The following is a 16,931-nucleotide window of genomic DNA, read 5'->3' as shown; positions in this document are numbered from 1 at the left end:
CCCTAAAAAGTTATTGCTCCCGACGCATGGCCTCAACGGGTTGCATGCGAGCAGCGATAATAGCAGGATAGAGCGCTCCAATGAGACTCAATCCGGTGCCAATGGCCAAGGTTATAATAAATGAAATCAAAACTTCTATAGAAAAAAATGCTGCCTGAACCGGCGAGCCAAAACGAAAAAGTGCAGTACCTGTTGCCACCAAGAGACCGACAATGGCACCGAAAATGGATCCCACCAGCCCCTGAATACCTGCCTCCAAGACAAAAACACGGACAACAAAACTATCCAGAGCGCCCAGACATTTAAGGGTGCCAATCTCCCGAAAGCGTTCGGTAACAGACATGATCTGGGCATTAATGATGCCGACAACACATACCAAAAGGGAGAGAAAGACTATCCAGCGCTGTTTAGCAGCAGCCGCCACATCTCCCGTATAGCCCAGTGCCTGCAACTCGCCAACTATCTCGCTATCCCCTGAGCCTGCCAGCTGTTGAATAATAATATTACCGACCTGACTATAGCTTAAAAAGGCAACCGCCAAGACCAGACTCATGGTGGTGATGGCCGAGCGCAGGGCCCGGGCACGTAGGGATTGACATGCCATCTGTACCGATTTTGAAAAGGGAAGAACAACAAGACGTCTCATAATGGCCCTGGAAGAAGATCTTTAAAATTATTGTCAGTTTCAATTTTAGGAAAATTTCCTGCCCAGGTCAATTTTTAAAAACATCTCCCTAAGATATCTTATTTTCCTGCTCGACCAACTCGCGAAAGGTACCCATTTTAAGCCCCCTCTCTTCCTGTAAAATAGCGAGAAGAAGATCAAGTATGGCAAAGGCAGAGCCGTTCATACACCTATGGTGAATCATAATCCCCGCACAGCCCGTGGCAAGGCTCTCCTCCAGCTCTTCGAGGAGTTTAGACAGTGAAGCTTCGGGATCCTCCTCCTTTCTGGTATGGAGATCGACATTGATGGCAAGATCCGGCAGACAAGCGGAGCTCTGTGGTTGAGCGCCACGGCTTCTCGATATGGCCGAAAACCTCTGCTCTTCAAGAGCGTCGAGAGTCTGCTGACTACAGCGGTTCCACGGGGGAGTAAAAAAAGGCTCCAGCCTCTGCCCCAGAATAGCCTCAAGACGTTGCCAACCCAATTCTAACTGCTGGCCAACCGCCACTCCACGCTCGGGACCAAACTCCTGTTTTTTCCCCGTAGGTTCAAAATTACGATGCCGTCTGCCATGCTGATGCCAACACCACCTCTCACTCTCCCCGGTGATCTCAAGCAGTTGAGCAAAGCGGCTCTGATTAAGCCAAGAGGGGACAAGGGCAAGACAGAGTGGTGCCTGGTGCCTGTTAAAAATCTCTGCCAAACGGGTAAATCCGACGGAGGGGATAGCAATATCATCGGCACGGAAAAAAACAAAGACCTGCCCGGATCGTTTGCAGCCTCGGTTAACTGCTCGGCGAAATCTCTCCTCCAGCTGATCAAGATCCCATTTTTTTCGATAAATATTTGAAACCTTAGGCATTATGATCCTCTGCTGTAAATTTTTCAAACCATGCCTCTACCTGCAGGGCACTGTTCATCGCTCCATCCAGCTCGACCTTACTCATAAATTTTTCATAGCCCAGCATCTCTTCAATCCGTTCCCTGAGCCTCGTCGCCGGCAGATCAGCCTCGGACAGGATCTGTATTTCCCGGTAGATGCCAAGCTTTTTCACCCGTAACCCCTGTTCCCTGTTCTGCTGGAAGGGATAGAGAAGAGCAGGCGTTCCGGCCCGAAGAATGTTCATACAGGTGTTATAGCCTGCCATGGAGATAGAAAGATCCGCCGCCTCCATCTCCCTCTGGAAATCATGACTGAAAGTCACAATTTCAATGAGTGGCGATCGGTACTGCTCCAGACGTAATTTCAGCTCAGCCGAGCTATAGCGTCCACAAAATATCTTCAGACGAAACGTACCCTCCTGACTGGCACTGGCCACTGCCTCAAGGAGTTCACCGCCAACACTGCCACCACCGATGGAGGCAATAACCAAGGGGAGGTCATCCTCTTTTTGAGCTACCCCTCCCCCTCTTGCCGCCATCTCCGGGGCAATAAACCCCGTATAGTATTTAGGTATTACAACCTCCGCAGTACGGGCAAAGGTCTCGTCTAAAGAGATAATATTTGCATCGGCATGAATGAGAAGACCATCAAAGTACCTGTTCAATGTCTTAACGGCTCGCTCCTCAAATTTTTCCCTGCCCGAACTCTTTTCCACCAGAATATCCCGCACACTGGAACAACAGAAACAGGGAGCAAGGCTGCCCTGGTCGATCCCCTGCAGGACAGGGTCGAGTTCAAAGCGAAAGGCCTTTCTGCCCATGGGATAGAGTTCGGTAATAAAGATATCCGGCTCTTCCTCTTGGAAAAATTGATAGAGCATTTTTTGTCGCTGCTCCTTGATATCGGCAAGGCCTGCTCCCTCATCACAAGGAAGCAAACCGCCAAACTCTGCATCCATCCGCAGTCCGGGCAGTTGTAGCACCTCAATACGAGAATCAGTCACCTCTATCTCAGGACCGCCGAGTATCAGGGTCAGACGATGTCCTCGGGCGAGGAGGGCGCGACAGAGAAGAAGACTGCGCTGAAAGTGGCCTATGCCCAGTATATGCTGACAGTAAAATGCAATTTTCATATTATTCTTACCTTAAGGGAGGGATGGAGGCCTGATATTGAGGGCCTCTATCTGCAGAGATCCACCGGGCCGAAGGGATATTTTTTGCAGGGAATTTTTTTCAAGCACCTGTTCTTCCGTGGGCAGAAAATCCCGACCGAGGATGGCATAGAGTAAAGATTTAATAAGGCCCTGATGACAGATAAGGAGAAAGGTGCCACCGGGGTGTTGGTGAGAGATATGGCGAATGGCCTGTTCTGCCCTGAGCTGTACCTGACGCCGGGATTCGCCCGCTGGCGCCTGAAAATCCCAGCCTCGATCCATCTGCCTTTGCAGCTCGCCGGGAAAATGTACCTCCACCTCGGCACGGGTGAGGCCCTCCCAGAGGCCCCAATCCTGTTCTCGTAGAGCCCTATGAACAATAGTTTCAAGACCAAGAGAGCGATTAATAATCGCAGCCGTTGCCTGGGCCCTACCCTGAGGGCTAGAAAAGAGATGATCGAATGAATAGCGCTGCAGCAAGGGCCCCCAAAGGGCTGACGTCTGGCTACCGGTAGCGGTAAGCGGTGAATCCTGGCAACCCTGGATCCTCTTCTCCCGATTCCACTCCGTCTCTCCATGGCGAAGGAGAAAAAAATCTGCACTTTGCATAGGAGAGCTATCCCCTCTGCAGGGCGGGATTATCCTGGAGAAAGACCTCCTGCAGTTTTTTGGTCTGCACCCTATTATCGAAGTACTGTTCAACAAAGAGACGACCCTGCTCGATTATATTTTTACGCAGAGGCAGGTCGGTGAGCATCCTCTCTATACCGTCGGCCAACTCCTCTGGCTGATCCGGTTCAACCAGATAGCCTGTCTCCTCATGGTGAAGCAGTTCCGGGATCGCGGAAACCGTGGTTGAGATGGCGGGAACGCCCATGGCAAGGCTTTCCACCAGAACATTGGGTACTCCATCCCGGTCGCCATTTTCGGCGATCTTACAGCTGAGGGCAAAGAGATGGCTGCGAGAAAATTCCTCCAAGACCTCCGTATGGGTGCAGGCTCCCAACCAATGGCACTGCTCCTCAAGTCCCAGCTCCTTAATATATGCCAGAACAGTCTGCCGGTCATCGCCGTCGCCAATGAGCTGATGCTGAAATTCAATCCCCCTCTCCTTCAGTATCTTCAGGGCTTGGAACAGAGTTGGCAGACCCTTTTTCTCTGTAAGCCTGGCCACGGTAAGAATCCTATAGGGTGGCTGAGGTGGATGCCCAGAGTTATCATTATGAAAGAGGGAGATATTGATACCGTGATAGATGGTATGGATGGGACAATCTATCTCTCTGCGCAGATCGGCAAGATAGACATCATTATACTTTGTACAGGTGGCCACAAAGGAGGCTCGTTCCATCTTCTCCCGAAGAGTGGCGACACTGGAGGTATAGATATCCTTGGCATGGGCGGTAAAGCTAAATGGAATGTCTGCCAGCATGGAGGCAAAGAGGGTAACCGAGGTAGGCGAATGGGCAAAATGACCGTGAAGTTGCTGCACATTCAAGCCCTTTTCCTCCATGGTATTGACCAAAAACCCAGCCTGCAGGAAGTGCTTAATGGTGGCAACCTTCCCCTTCTCTTTAAAAAGCCCTGCCGCATAGAGGAGGGCCTTCCTGTACCTGGCAGGCTCACGCCCGGCAAGAGACATATTGGCCGCAAGCAGACGGGGAAAATCATCCAGCAGTTCCGTGGGCAGGTAGGTAACCCCGGCCACTATTTGCTGCACCGATGGATGGCAGATCTTTTCCCGTGGGTGGCGCATGGAAAAGAGATGCATCTTCGTTCCCATCTCTTCGAGAAGAAGGATTTCATTGGAAATGAATGTCTCGGACAGGCGAGGATAGCCCTTGAGAACATAACCGAGAACTGGTGTATTGCTCATATCTTGCTCCTTAACTGTTTCAACTCCTGAAGACGATTACGCATGGTATCAAGACCGGTGAGGGCAAAGGATGAGATAGTCTCCTTATACCCGGCACTATCGGCCAAGAGAGAGATTATTTTCTCTCTCAATAGCTGCGGATTCACCTCTGACCAGGGGATAAAATCGAGCAGGCCACGTCGTTGCAGATGCTGGGCCCGAATCAACTGCTCCTTACGCGGTGTCTCACGCGGAATAATCAGGGCAGGCGTCTGCTGGGTGAGTATCTCACAGATGGTATTATAACCACCCATGGAGATGACCAGATCTGCTGCTTTTACCATATCCTCCACCCGTGAATGAAAGGGGATGGTTTTTATTCCATACAGTTTTGCCCGCTTTCGCAGACTCTCCCGGGCCTCACGGGGCATGAAAGGACCGGTAATCATAATGGTCTTAAAGGGCAGTGAGGTGGGAAAATATTCATGCATGGCCACATAGTGTTCCAGCATCTCCGAACCGTCACCACCACCACCTGCTGTTACCAGGATCAGCTTGTCTTCGTCGAGTATTCTATAACTCCTGCGTATCTCTTCCCGGGTGCTACCGTTGATGGCCTTTCTGGGAATATAGCCAGTGAAAAGGGTCCGTTCATCAAGAACTTCCGGCAGATCGTACTCAACGATGGGATTATAAATATCCCGATCGCCGTATACCCATATCTCGTCATAGAGAGATTCTATCCGGCCGTATATCTCTTTTTTATGCCAATCTTTTTTTACCACCTCGGCCTCATCAAGAATATCTCGCAAACCAAGGACCACATTGGTGTTCGGACTATGCTCCTTAAACCACTCCAGGGTTGGCAGGACCTCACCTTTCAGCCCCAAAGGCTCCTTATCAACAATAAAGAGATCCGGTTTAAAGGTTTCAGCAGTAGCTTTAATAATACTGGTGCGAATAGCCAGAGCCTGCTCCTGGCCAATCCGAATAGAGAGAGAACGATACTCATCGTTAGTCTTCTTTATCATTCCTGGAATACGGACAAAATCAACCTGCTCCGGAAAGGTGAATCTGCCGGCAATAGGTGATCCTGTCATAATCAAGACATTGGTATTCACATCCCGTAGATGGTTGGCGATGGCCATGGTGCGCCTGATATGCCCCAACCCATAGGTGTCGTGGGAGTACATCAGGATATTGTAGGTATCCGTTTGATTCATAGCTGCTCTCTTGTCCCTGAGTTTCGGTGAAAATTTCTTTTGCGTGGAGGCTGTAAAAAAACTCATTAAATTGCGTACAGACAAAACCAGAAAACCCTATTGCGAAAGGAAATTCAAGGCTTAGCTTGAACTTTACATCTTTACCATTTTTTTCTCTGCTAAAAAGACTGAGCATATGGGACGCTAGACGAAGTGGAAGAGAGAGGAGAGACAGATGTATCGCCTAAAAAACAGGTCTCGACCCGCAATATCACTAATAGATTGTAAGGGAGAGGAATATACGATATAAATGTGCACGTTATTATGTATAGTCTTATTCTTAAGTTAAGGAGCCACCATGCCTCGTCTATTCCTACCTCTCTTTGTAGCCCTTGCCGTGCTGTTTTCTTCCCTGCCACTCTGGGCTGAAGAAGAGGTCGCTGTTTCTAAAGTACTTTTTCTCCCCTTAGATGGCACTAATGCGGGCAAATATAGCCCCCTGGTCAATGGCATAGGTTCTATGCTAGCCAGTCAACTGGCAAGTAAAGATCGTATAATCGCCGTTGACTACAATCTAAAGCAACAGGAGATCAAAGCCCTCACCGTCGCCGGCAAGAGTGTCACAGGGCAGAACCTCGATATTGATTATGTGGTTCGTGGCTCAGTTTATGCGTTGGAAAATGGCATCTCCCTACAGGTAAAGGTTGTGCCCATAAATGGGACAGGTAGCAAACAAAATTTTTCTGAGAAGGCCGCAGAAGAGAAGGATATCTTTTCCGCCGTTGATCTGATGGCCACAAAAATTGGGACGGATGTCTTTGGCTATCAGGAACAGGCAAAACGGGATGTGTCAGCAGCCATGGGCATGGCGGGCTTTGCGACAAGCCATCCGGAACGTGAATATAAAAAGGGTCTCTTAAGTGGCGGTTCCCTCTACGGTAGCAACCAGCTGAGCACCACTGTCGCTATAAAAAATATTCGTCGTACCCCGAAACTGCCCATGGAGATGGTGGGTATGGCCGTGGGCGATTTTAATGGCGATGGTCAGGACGATATGGTCTACGCCTCCCGGCAAAAACTTCTCTTTTATACCCAAAAGGCACAACGCTTCACTCAGCTAGGTGAGTATACGCTTTCAACCAGAAGTAAAATAAATGCCATATCTGCGGCTGACTATGATGGTGACGGTCGGGATGAGCTCTATATCAGCAGCAACTTCGGCGCCAAGGCCCGTTCTGAAATCCTCTCCATCACAGCAGGCACTGTTCAACCCCTGATGACAATAGACGGCTGGTATCTACAGCCCATTGAAAAGCCAGGTAGTGGCCTCCTCCTCCTTGGCCAGAGGGGATCAACAAAACGGGCCGACAGTTACCTTCTGCCCGGCGTCTACCAACTGGATGTGGCAAAAGACTTTAGCTCCTTCCAGAAAGGAGAAGAGATCTCTCTACCTAAGGGCACCACCCTCTTCTCTTTTGCCTGGGCAGACCTGACAGCTAATGGCAAGGCAGAGTTGCTGGTGCTCGATAGACGGGAGAGACTGCTTATCTATGACGGAGACAACCAGCTCCTCCATGTCAGTCTGGACAACTATGGTGGCAGTACCAACTTCTTCGGTATTGGTCTGGGCAAACTCACCGACCAACCCCTGATCGGCCAAAATGAAGACCTTGATAACTTTGGCAACTGGAACTACATCCCCACCAGAATTATCACCACCGATATAGATGGCGATGGCAGAAGCGAAATCATTGTCGGCTCTAACCGTCGTGAAGAATTTGTCAGCTCGGGCCGGGAAAAAGAGAAGAAGAGAAAGGCAAAAAAAGAGGGCAAGACCGACAATGAAGAGGCAAAGGGGATGGTCAATGCCATCTTCGACTTCTTCCCCAATATGCGTAGCTATGAGGGAGGCACCGTTGCCTGCCTGAGCTATACGGATGGAGCCTTACGAGATGTATGGCGAACCAAGGCCATTAGCGGCTATATCCCAGACTATAGCTACCGTATTGCCACCGTTAAAGACGAAATGGGCCAGGACAAAGAGGTGGTACATCTCTCTATTGCTAAAAACATCGATAGCACCTTTCTCGGTTTTGGCAGCAGCGATGAATCGCAGGCTATTGTTTATGAGTTCAGCTATAAAGAGCAGACCGAAAAACCGTAGAGACGTCGATTTATCGCGTCTCCTCTCTTTCAGGAGAAAGTAGATATTTTAAGGAGTCAGCCTTTGGGCTTGGCTCCTTAATCTATCCCACATGCCCAATTCACAAACACGTAAAGACATCACCAATTTCAAACCCCGATCGTTTACCACATCACCAATACGGTAGCCCCATCCACCCCACCATTGTAAAAATAATTAGCACGCCATTGTTGCAAGATAATAACCCATGCTATTATCAAGACAGGATAATTCAACAACATGAGACGCGATAAATCGTCGTCTCTACGGGCAAATATGCGATTAGCTGGAAAACATGACAATGGATAGAACAAAATATAAAAATCAATACAGGGTACCATCGGCAAGATTGTCATCATGGGATTATGGCGCAAACAGCGCTTATTTTGTGACCATCTGTACCAAAAACAATGTGATGTCTCTTGGAGAGATATCTCATGATATATATGCAATTATCGAAATCGGGCCAAATAGCGCAAAAAACTTTGTTGGCAATCCCTGTTCACTTTTCCTTTGTCAACCTGGATGAATTTGTCATAATGCCAAATCATCTACACGCCATTATTATACTTGAAAGACCTGATACGGATCACCTACCGATTTATCGCGTCTCTGGTGGTACAACAAAAAGCAAAAATCCAATGTTATATAAAAATTTATCGACCATTGTTCGTTGGTATAAGGGCAGGGTTACATTTGAAGTGCATAAATTCGACAGGCAATTTGCATGGCAGGCACGATTTTATGAGCAGATAATTCGTAATGAAAAGAGACTGCAACTGACAAGAGAATATATTGTGAGCAATTCTCAGAATTGGCAAAAATCATAAAACATCCTTTTTTTTACATGCCAAATTCCACAAACTCGTTTATGAGACGCGATAAATCGACGTCTCTACGGAATGTTGCCTTTGCGGTACAAATTTTTTAACCCTGAGTAAAAAAAAATTGACATTGGACGCCATAGCCGATAAAAAGAGTGAACATGAATTATCTTCCGTCAATGCGACGGAGATCGCCCCCCTTGCCTGAGAGACTTGGGGGATACAAAAAGCTTTTCAAGGAGAAGAAAATGAAAAAAATTATCGCTGCTGCTGCAGGCCTTATGCTTGCTGGCACCATGGTATCCACCGCTGTTGCTGGAATCGAATTTTCTGGTGACGCTCGTGCCCGTTACTACTACCAAAGTGACTACAACTTGGGTGCTGTTGCCAGTTCTGATGACCAAGCTGATCACTGGAACTCCCGTGTACGTTTGAAAATGAGAGGCACCACCGCTGGTGGTTCTTATGCGGTTTTGAAAACCCGTGTAGATACTGTTTGGGGCAACGAGCCAGGTATTTCTGATGACAATGGTGGCGATACCTTCCAAATGTATGAAGCCTATGTTGGTGTACCCATGGGTTGCACCCTCCTCACCGCAGGTCGTCAACAGCTCTCCCTTACCACCGGTTTCTGGAACGATGCCTATATCGACAATGCTCGTCTCACCTGGGCCTCTGAGGGCACCACCGTTGTCGGTCTCTATGGTGTGCTAAACTCTTTGGACAATCAAGGAACTAGTATCATTGGGACCCCAGCTTACAACGCTAATGATGCAGAAAATCGCATCTACGTTCTTGGCTGGAACCAAGAGTGGAACGACGTATGGTCTTCCAAGCTTGGTGCATCTTACACCCAGCTTGATTTGAGCCTTACCGATGGCGTTGCAAGTCCTAATAACCCTGATGCCCGAAGTGAGAATGGCGGTCTTATCCTGAATGCTGCTGCTGCAGGTCAGGCTGGTCCCGTTGCCCTTACCGCTGAGCTTGGCTGGCAGCAAGATGGTTTCTCTGCCTCTGATGACATGAATGGTCTTACTACTGAGACTGGCGATGATGGTTACGGTGCTTATGTAACTGCTGGCATGGACTTTGACGCTGTTAACGTAACCTTTCTTGGTGGTTTTGCCATGGACGGTTATGCCTTTGATGCCCCAGTTGGTTTTGTTATGATCGCTGGTGATAATCAAATCACCCCAGGTGCCATTAACAATATCGGTGCATTTGGTGCTGATGATATTGCTGTTGATACCTACTTTGCCGGTTTCAAGACCTCTTACCAGGCCACCGAGACCCTTGGTCTTGGCTTGAACCTCGCCTATGCCAACATGGAAACCAGCAATAACGTCATGCTTGTTGCCGGTGGCACTGAGGACTCTACCTCTGTCTACGAGATCTCTGCAACTGCTGCCTACACCATCAACGACGGCACCATGGTCTATGCCCGTGCCGGTTACATGGACGTAGATGAGATGGAAGATCCTGCTTTCGGTTTTGGTATGTCTCTTGAGCTTGCATTCTAATTTAGCCCTTAGCTAAAGTAGAATCTGCTTATAAAGGGTCTGTCCTCTTGGGGATGGGCCCTTTTTTTTTGAAAAACAGATGCTAGATGCTAGATGCTAGATGCTAGATGCTAGATGCTAGATGCTAGATGCTAGATGCTAGATGCTAGATGCTAGATGCTAGATGCTAGATGCTAGATGCTAGATGCTAGATGCTAGAAAAGCATATGTTAATAGCAAAGAATTACACGATTTTTTTGCCAAATGTCACCAATATTTTATTAGCCAATAAGTTCCCCTGCATTATCCCCCTGCTGTTCCGCCTTTTCCCTTTTCTCGTATCCGCCGCTTCGCTGCTCGTATCTAATATCTCTTCCCCTATCCCTCTCCTTTGCACCTATTTTTCTTCAGTTCATTGTTTTTTCTCGTATCTCGCATCTAGTATCTCGTATCTGGTCTTCCTCATCTCGTATCTGCTGTTCCGCCCTTTCCCCTTTTCCTGTATACTGCCCCTTTGGCCGAGGAGAGGTAGAGGTAGAGGTAAAATCTGGCAGGATGGAGAGAGAGCATTGGAAGATTTTTTTGGTGAAAATGGCAGACTGGCAGGGCTGATCGACCACTATCAGCCCCGCAGTGGTCAGCAAGAGATGGCCCAGGCGGTGAGTAGATCACTGATGGACAGCAACGACCCGGATCCCCATGCGGTCTCTGCCCCCCCCAGGGTACTGGTGGTGGAGGCGGAAACGGGTATTGGCAAAACCCTTGCCTACCTCCTGCCCGCCGTTATTTCCGGCAAGAGGGTGGTTGTTTCAACAGCTACCCGCAACCTGCAGGATCAGATTATCCATAAGGAGATACCCCTCCTGGAGAAGATGTTTGGCGGCAGAGTTTCTGCCCAATGCGTTAAGGGCCGACAAAACTACCTCTGTCTCTATAAATGGTACCAACATAGAAGTAGCGCCCAACTCTCCCTCATAGCCCAGGATGATGAGGATAAAATTGAACAGTGGCTGGCCAGCACCGTAACCGGGGATCGGGCAGAGCTACACTGGCTTGCCGATGATGCCTCCCTCTGGCATAAGATCTCTTCCCAGTCTGACCAATGCCTCGGCAGTGAATGTCCCGAACAGGAAAACTGCTTTATTAGCCGCCTACGCAGGCGAGCAGCGGCGGCCCGCATCCTCATCGTCAATCACCATCTCTTCTTTTCTGATCTGGCCCTGAAAAAAGAGGGCTATGGCGAGATACTGCCACGCTATCAGGCAGTGATCTTTGATGAAGCCCATCATCTGGAAGATATTGCCACCACCTTTTTTGCCAAGAGCTTTAGCTCCTATCAGCTCCGTGATATTCTCAGCGACGCAGAGCGACTTGGTGACAAGATTCTTGTCAGCGATGAGCATAAAAATCTCCTCTCTCGCCTCAGCGGCATGCGTGTTCGTCTTAATGCCTTTATGCACGTTTTCCCTAAAAAACGGGGGAAAACAGCCCTTAAAGAGTTAGTAACAGAGTACGGCCAAGAGGCATGGCAGCAGGAGGTTGAACTGTTAGCCACAGGGATAGCAAAACTGATAGTGGCCCTTACCGATCTCCATTTTAAAGGTGAAGGATGGCAGACCCTGGTCCGCCGTTGTCAGGAGTGCCACGATAACCTGCGCCTGACGGGGCTCGCACGCGATACCACCAGCAGCAACTATGTACACTGGTTCGAGCATAGAGAAAAATCCATTGTCCTGTCGGTGACCCCCATCTCCGTTGCCAAAGAGTTAAATGAATTTTTATACGCCGGAGTTGAATCTACCATAATGACCTCGGCAACCCTCTCCATAGGGGAAAAATTTGATTATCTCCGAGAGAGGCTGGGCCTGCCAGCTGACACCAAATATCTCCGTTTTGCCTCACCCTTTGCCTATAAAGAGCAGGCCCTGCTCTATATACCCGAAGGAGGATTTCCAGAGACCAATGCCCCCGACTATGGACAGAAGAGTTGCGAGAGAATATTGCAGATACTGGAACAGAGTCGTGGTCGAGCCCTGATCCTCTTCACCAGTTTTTCTGCCATGGAGAGGGCTGCCACCTGGCTTACGGATAAAATTGACTATCGCATGCTGGTTCAAGGCCGTCACTCACGCAAACACCTGCTGGAAGAGTTTAAGGCGGATAGAGACTCCGTCCTCCTGGCCGTTGCCAGTTTTTGGGAGGGTATTGATGTGGCAGGTGAGGCTCTGAGTTGTGTTATTATTGACAAACTCCCCTTTGAAGTGCCAACTGACCCTGTCATCCAGGCCAGAATGGAGTATATTAAGGCGGCCGGTGGTAATCCCTTCATGGATTTCCAGGTGCCACGGGCAGTACTGACCCTGCGCCAAGGCGTTGGCCGCCTAATGCGTTCTGACCGGGATCGGGGTCTCATTACCATTCTGGACATTCGTCTCTTCTCAAAATTTTATGGTAAGAGATTCCTGCGCAGTTTGCCACCGGCACCCGTGACCAGGTCCCTTGATGAGGTAAAGAAATTCTTTAGCACGGAAAAAACATTATAATAAAACAGCCTCCAGGGTTGGTAGAAAATATGAGAAGCTCATGACAGACAGTATAGAATTGATCCAAGGGATTGGCAGAGAGGGAATGCAGGTTAATCGTTATATTGCAGAGGATATAGCTCTACTCCGCGGGTCCATGGAGCCCCTGCTCTGTGATATCCTTGAATATGGCCTCCTCTCGGGCGGCAAGAGAATCAGGCCACTGCTGGTCTTAATGGCGGCCAGGCTCTGCGGCAACAACGGGCTGGAAACATATCGATTGGCCACAGGATTTGAGTATCTGCATGCGGCAACGCTTTTTCACGATGATATCATTGACCACTCTGATCTGCGACGTGGTCAGGAATCCATCGCTAAAAAATTTGGGATGGAGGCCGCCATCCTGGCCGGAGATTTCCTCCACACCAGGGCCATGATCTTTGTCGGCGAGATGGTGGGAGCAGAGGGACTTCGCCGTTTTGGCAAGGCCACCAGTGCCATGGTCGATGGTGAATTCTTACAGCTACGCAATGCCCAGGAGTATAATATTTCAGAGCTTGATTATTATAGAGCTGTTATGGGCAAAACGGGGGTACTTATTGCCGCCGCCTGTGAACTGGGAGCGCTTTACGGAGGGGGCAGTGAGGCAGAGATAGCTGCCCTGCGTAGCTATGGAGAAAAATTGGGCTCTGCCTTTCAGATTGTCGACGACCTCCTCGACTACCAGGGGGATACAGCGTTGACAGGCAAGGCCGTGGGCAATGATCTTGCCGAGGGCAAGATGACCCTGCCCCTTATTCTGGCCCTTAGCCAAGCAAAAAAACGGGGCGATACCCCCGCTGTTTGCCGGGTGGAGAAGATCCTGGCAGACGAGAACCTACGGGCAGAATCTTTTACAGAAATATCCGCCTTTATAGAGAAATATAATGGCTTTGCCGAGGCCAGAGACCATGCCGAGGCTGATATCAGCTTTGCCTGTCAGCAGTTACATATTTTTAAGAGCAGAGATATACAGGACGAAATGAACCTGTTGGTTGGCCTTGGCCACTATATCCTCTCCCGAAAAAAATAACCCAGGAACAAGGGCAAAGGCGCTCACCACAGAGGACACAGAGGGAATTAATTAAAAAGCAGCAGTGACGCGTAGCGGAATGGCGGCAGTGAAGCGTAGCGGAGGCAGTGAAGCAAAGTGGCTGTCAGCGAGCAAGCTTGATTTCGCCCCATTGGCACGAAGCTGAGCACCGGAGAGACCCACGAAAATAGAATTTGAGCTGTTTGAGAGCAAGCCTTCTCAAGCTCTCGTGGGGTTTGAGGAGCGCAGGGTAGGGTCGTAGTGGCGGGGTCCATCACCTTCATCTCTTTTGAGCAAAAGAGATGAAGGTACTCAATATCTGGATAATGGACGGGTAAAGCTGAAACGACTTTACCCGAAGATTTAAATACTGTACTCGTCACAATTAGAAGAAATAATGCAATGAAATCGTTCTTATTGCTGTTCGACTAAAAATTTTTTCTCCGTGTTCTCTGTGGTGAGTGCAGTTTCTTTTCCGCTGTACCCATAAAGGCAGAGGCCTTTGATTCCCCCCTCAAGACCCCCTCCCAGGCCTCCCCCTTCAAAATAAAGGGGAGGAGAAGAGAAAAAGGGGAGGAGAAAAGAGAGAGGGGAAGTTCTTTTAGTGCTTGAAGGAACGCTGACCGGTATACATCATCGCCACCTGTGGCTCTGCCTCGTTACAGGCCTTAATGGTCTCATCGTCACGCATGGAACCACCCGCCTGCAAAATCGCCGTAATACCCTGCTCAATACCAATATCAGCACCATCCCTGAAGGGGAAGAAGGCATCGGAGATCATCACGCAACCGGGCAGACCAGCCCGATCCGTCTTGGCCTTGGCCAAAATCTCATCCCGAACAGCTGCATCCTGCTTACCGGCGGCAATTTCAAGTTCAAGACTGGAAAATGGTATACCAAATCTATCAAAGGAGAGTTGGTCGGCATATTTGATATAGGCCTTATGCACGGCAATTTCTGCCACCCCGACCCGATCCTGCTCACCGGTACCGATACCTACGGTACAGCCATCCTTCACATAGAGCACAGAGTTGGAGGTAACTCCATGTTCTACCGCCCAACCAAAGATCATATCTTCAACTTCCTGTTCCGTTGGCTGACGTTCACAGGCGAAATCCTCGCCCTTACGGGTGGTGGTAGCAGGCAGGAGATCATCCCCACTCCGAATAGAATTTACCGGTGATTGTTGGACAATAATACCACCGTCAATGAGGCTCTTGAAATCAATGAAACGGAATTTTTCGTAATCGGCAAGTCTGTCGATCCCTGCAATTTTAATGATACGCAGGTTCTTACGACGGGCAAGAATTTCAAGGGTTCCCTCCTCAAAATCAGGGGCGCAAACCACTTCTAAATAGTTTTCTGCAAGAAGCGCTGCCGTTTCAAGATCACAGGGTCGGTTCATGATAACGGCACCGCCAAAGGCGGCAATGCGGTCGCAACGCAGGGCTCGATTAAAGGCGATGGCCAGACTGGTATCCCAGGCGGCACCACAGGGATTGTTGTGCTTAAGGATAACAGCGGCTGGCTTCTTCATCAGGTACTTAATGATATTAAGGCCATTATCAATATCGGTCAGGTTGATTTTACCGGGATGCTTTCCCACCTGGAGCATGTCTTCAACCTTGATGGAGGAGACAAGACCATTACCCGCCTCGATAAACTGACAATCACCCAGCTGCAGATTACCGCTTGCGAGTTCATAGAGGGCCGCCTCTTGATCGGGATTCTCACCATAGCGCACGCCACGTTCTTCGAGATTACCGTCTGCTCCCGGAATGGCCCAGGTCTTTTTACGGTAAACCAGTTTCTGCTCGCCAAAGCTAATGGTCATATCCATGGGAAAATTATCACCGAGGATTGTGGAATACATCTTCTTTATATCACTCATTGCTCTCATTCCTATTGGGCGGAAACATGAAAAAACTGCCCCCGCCTGAGTTATTGGTCTAATGGTTGGCTACTACTAACAAGCAAAGGATTGAAAGCTTGAATCCCAATCCTTATATACGGGGTCAAAACCTTTCTTAAGAAGCATCTCAATCACCTCTTCCACAGAGCGATTATCGCCCATATCCCACTGCTCTCCTGCAACATCGGGGTCACCGTATCCACCTGGAGTAGTGCTTGAACCAGCCGAATAGCGGGTGGGGGCAAAGCCTACCATACCATCACGAAAGGCCACCTCTTCCCGGGTAGAGACAAGGAGACCCACATCAGGATCAAGGATTCTGAGAGCAAATATCAATTGGCTCAACTCTCTTGCAGACATGGGATGGGCAGGTTCAAAGCCGCCACTGGCAGGACGCATCCTCGGAAAGGAAACAGTAAAGGCAGTCTGCCAATAATGCCTGCGTAGCCATTGAAGATGATAGGCAAGGTTGATACCCTCAAATCTCCAATCGCCAAGACCCAAGAGGGCGCCAATACCCACCTCACGCATCCCGGCCGCACAGGCCCGGGCAGGAGTGGCAAGACGATAGTCATAATCCGTCTTTTTACCCGAGAGATGAAGCTCTGCATAGAGATCTCGCTGGTAGGTCTCCTGATAAACGGCAACGCCCGTAACACCGGCTGCAAAGAGTGTCTTATAGTCATCGGTGTCAAAGGGCTGGACCTCTATGGAGATAGAGGAGAACCTCTCCTTAAGATCTGTCGCCACCTTTGCCAATTCATGAACACCCATTTTTTTATTGGCTTCACCGGTAACAAGGAGAATTTGCCGAAAACCCCGATTATAGAGGATCTCTGTCTCCCTTGCTATCTCCTCTTCTGACAGACATTTACGAACAATTTTGTTTTTTGCCGCAAATCCACAGTAGACACAGTTATTGGAACAGTAATTGGAAAGATAAACGGGGGCATAGACCTGCATTGTCTTGCCAAATCTACGCAGGGTCAACTTACGGGCAAGTTCCGCCATCTGTGGAAGAAATGCTTCTGCCACTGGTGAAAGGAGTATACCTATCTCCTCGGCAGAACATTTGCCGGCCCGCAAAATACGTTCTACATCAGCGGCGCTCACACCTTCTATATGGGCATCTGTCTCTGTTTTGTTAAGCGGTGTAAACATGA

General features: G+C 49.2%; 13 protein-coding genes. 5 read left to right on the top strand and 8 right to left on the bottom strand.

The genetic code is table 11. The features are described from left to right. Positions 1–10: 10 nt before the first annotated feature. The 6 genes from DP_RS08930 to DP_RS08905 form a co-directional block, all read right to left on the bottom strand. Complete coding sequence (locus tag DP_RS08930) at positions 11–646, bottom strand: ABC transporter permease (protein ID WP_011188994.1); 636 nt, start codon at positions 644–646, stop codon at positions 11–13. A gap of 88 nt (positions 647–734) precedes the next feature. Further along, the gene (locus DP_RS08925; RefSeq protein WP_049785051.1) at positions 735–1,529 is read right to left on the bottom strand and encodes a polysaccharide deacetylase family protein; all 795 of its coding nucleotides are present in this window, start codon (positions 1,527–1,529) and stop codon (positions 735–737) included. Next, positions 1,522–2,682, bottom strand: a complete 1,161-nt coding sequence (locus DP_RS08920; RefSeq protein ID WP_011188992.1) for a glycosyltransferase family protein — start codon at positions 2,680–2,682, stop codon at positions 1,522–1,524. Before DP_RS08920 ends, DP_RS08925 begins: the two co-directional genes overlap by 8 nt. Before the next feature lie 12 nt (positions 2,683–2,694). Beyond that, positions 2,695–3,312, bottom strand: coding sequence for a histidine phosphatase family protein (locus tag DP_RS08915; RefSeq protein WP_041277828.1), 618 nt, complete (start codon positions 3,310–3,312; stop codon positions 2,695–2,697). Between the two features lie 7 nt (positions 3,313–3,319). After that, positions 3,320–4,576: a glycosyltransferase gene (locus DP_RS08910; RefSeq protein WP_011188990.1), complete on the bottom strand. Its 1,257-nt coding sequence runs from the start codon at positions 4,574–4,576 to the stop codon at positions 3,320–3,322. Next, positions 4,573–5,778, bottom strand: a complete 1,206-nt coding sequence (locus DP_RS08905; RefSeq protein WP_041277827.1) for a glycosyltransferase family protein — start codon at positions 5,776–5,778, stop codon at positions 4,573–4,575. The genes DP_RS08910 and DP_RS08905 overlap by 4 nt, the downstream gene beginning before the upstream one ends. A 337-nt stretch (positions 5,779–6,115) precedes the next feature. Between DP_RS08905 and DP_RS08900 the strand changes: the two genes are divergently transcribed. The 5 genes from DP_RS08900 (at position 6,116) to DP_RS08880 (ending at position 13,856) form a co-directional block, all read left to right on the top strand. Continuing rightward, positions 6,116–7,921: an FG-GAP repeat domain-containing protein gene (locus DP_RS08900; RefSeq protein ID WP_011188988.1), complete on the top strand. Its 1,806-nt coding sequence runs from the start codon at positions 6,116–6,118 to the stop codon at positions 7,919–7,921. Positions 7,922–8,376: 455 nt separating this feature from the next. Next, positions 8,377–8,769 (top strand): transposase, encoded by a 393-nt coding sequence (locus DP_RS08895; protein WP_049785050.1) that lies wholly within the window; start codon positions 8,377–8,379, stop codon positions 8,767–8,769. Between the two features lie 242 nt (positions 8,770–9,011). Beyond that, a complete protein-coding gene (locus DP_RS08890) occupies positions 9,012–10,283 on the top strand; it encodes a porin (RefSeq protein WP_041277826.1) in 1,272 nt (423 codons plus the stop codon). Between the two features lie 548 nt (positions 10,284–10,831). Further along, positions 10,832–12,805, top strand: coding sequence for an ATP-dependent DNA helicase (locus DP_RS08885; RefSeq protein ID WP_041277825.1), 1,974 nt, complete (start codon positions 10,832–10,834; stop codon positions 12,803–12,805). Between the two features lie 40 nt (positions 12,806–12,845). Further along, entirely contained in the window at positions 12,846–13,856 is a 1,011-nt protein-coding gene (locus DP_RS08880) for a polyprenyl synthetase family protein (protein WP_011188984.1), read from the top strand. Positions 13,857–14,457: 601 nt separating this feature from the next. On the opposite strand, the gene DP_RS08875 is transcribed toward DP_RS08880, so the two are convergent. Both DP_RS08875 and thiH read right to left on the bottom strand, forming a co-directional pair. After that, positions 14,458–15,747 (bottom strand): bifunctional phospho ribosylaminoimidazole carboxamide formyltransferase/IMP cyclohydrolase, encoded by a 1,290-nt coding sequence (locus tag DP_RS08875; RefSeq protein ID WP_011188982.1) that lies wholly within the window; start codon positions 15,745–15,747, stop codon positions 14,458–14,460. A gap of 75 nt (positions 15,748–15,822) precedes the next feature. Continuing rightward, a complete protein-coding gene (gene thiH / locus DP_RS08870) occupies positions 15,823–16,929 on the bottom strand; it encodes a 2-iminoacetate synthase ThiH (RefSeq protein WP_011188981.1) in 1,107 nt (368 codons plus the stop codon). Between the last annotated feature and the right edge of the window lie 2 nt (positions 16,930–16,931).

This window comes from Desulfotalea psychrophila LSv54, from assembly GCF_000025945.1.
Classification (GTDB): domain Bacteria; phylum Desulfobacterota; class Desulfobulbia; order Desulfobulbales; family Desulfocapsaceae; genus Desulfotalea; species Desulfotalea psychrophila.
Note: the sequence above shows the minus strand (reverse complement) of the source record. Positions and strands in the feature narration are given on the sequence as shown.

Excerpts from the sequence above, each read along its gene's own strand:
- DP_RS08930 (WP_011188994.1), bottom strand. The coding sequence starts at position 646 with ATGAGACGTCTTGTTGTTCTTCCCTTTTCAAAATCGGTACAGATGGCA.
- DP_RS08895 (WP_049785050.1), top strand. The coding sequence starts at position 8,377 with ATGATATATATGCAATTATCGAAATCGGGCCAAATAGCGCAAAAAACT.
- DP_RS08875 (WP_011188982.1), bottom strand. The coding sequence starts at position 15,747 with ATGAGTGATATAAAGAAGATGTATTCCACAATCCTCGGTGATAATTTT.
- DP_RS08900 (WP_011188988.1), top strand. The coding sequence starts at position 6,116 with ATGCCTCGTCTATTCCTACCTCTCTTTGTAGCCCTTGCCGTGCTGTTT.
- DP_RS08915 (WP_041277828.1), bottom strand. The coding sequence starts at position 3,312 with ATGCAAAGTGCAGATTTTTTTCTCCTTCGCCATGGAGAGACGGAGTGG.
- DP_RS08905 (WP_041277827.1), bottom strand. The coding sequence starts at position 5,778 with ATGAATCAAACGGATACCTACAATATCCTGATGTACTCCCACGACACC.
- DP_RS08910 (WP_011188990.1), bottom strand. The coding sequence starts at position 4,576 with ATGAGCAATACACCAGTTCTCGGTTATGTTCTCAAGGGCTATCCTCGC.
- DP_RS08920 (WP_011188992.1), bottom strand. The coding sequence starts at position 2,682 with ATGAAAATTGCATTTTACTGTCAGCATATACTGGGCATAGGCCACTTT.
- thiH (WP_011188981.1), bottom strand. The coding sequence starts at position 16,929 with ATGTTTACACCGCTTAACAAAACAGAGACAGATGCCCATATAGAAGGT.
- DP_RS08880 (WP_011188984.1), top strand. The coding sequence starts at position 12,846 with ATGACAGACAGTATAGAATTGATCCAAGGGATTGGCAGAGAGGGAATG.
- DP_RS08890 (WP_041277826.1), top strand. The coding sequence starts at position 9,012 with ATGAAAAAAATTATCGCTGCTGCTGCAGGCCTTATGCTTGCTGGCACC.
- DP_RS08925 (WP_049785051.1), bottom strand. The coding sequence starts at position 1,529 with ATGCCTAAGGTTTCAAATATTTATCGAAAAAAATGGGATCTTGATCAG.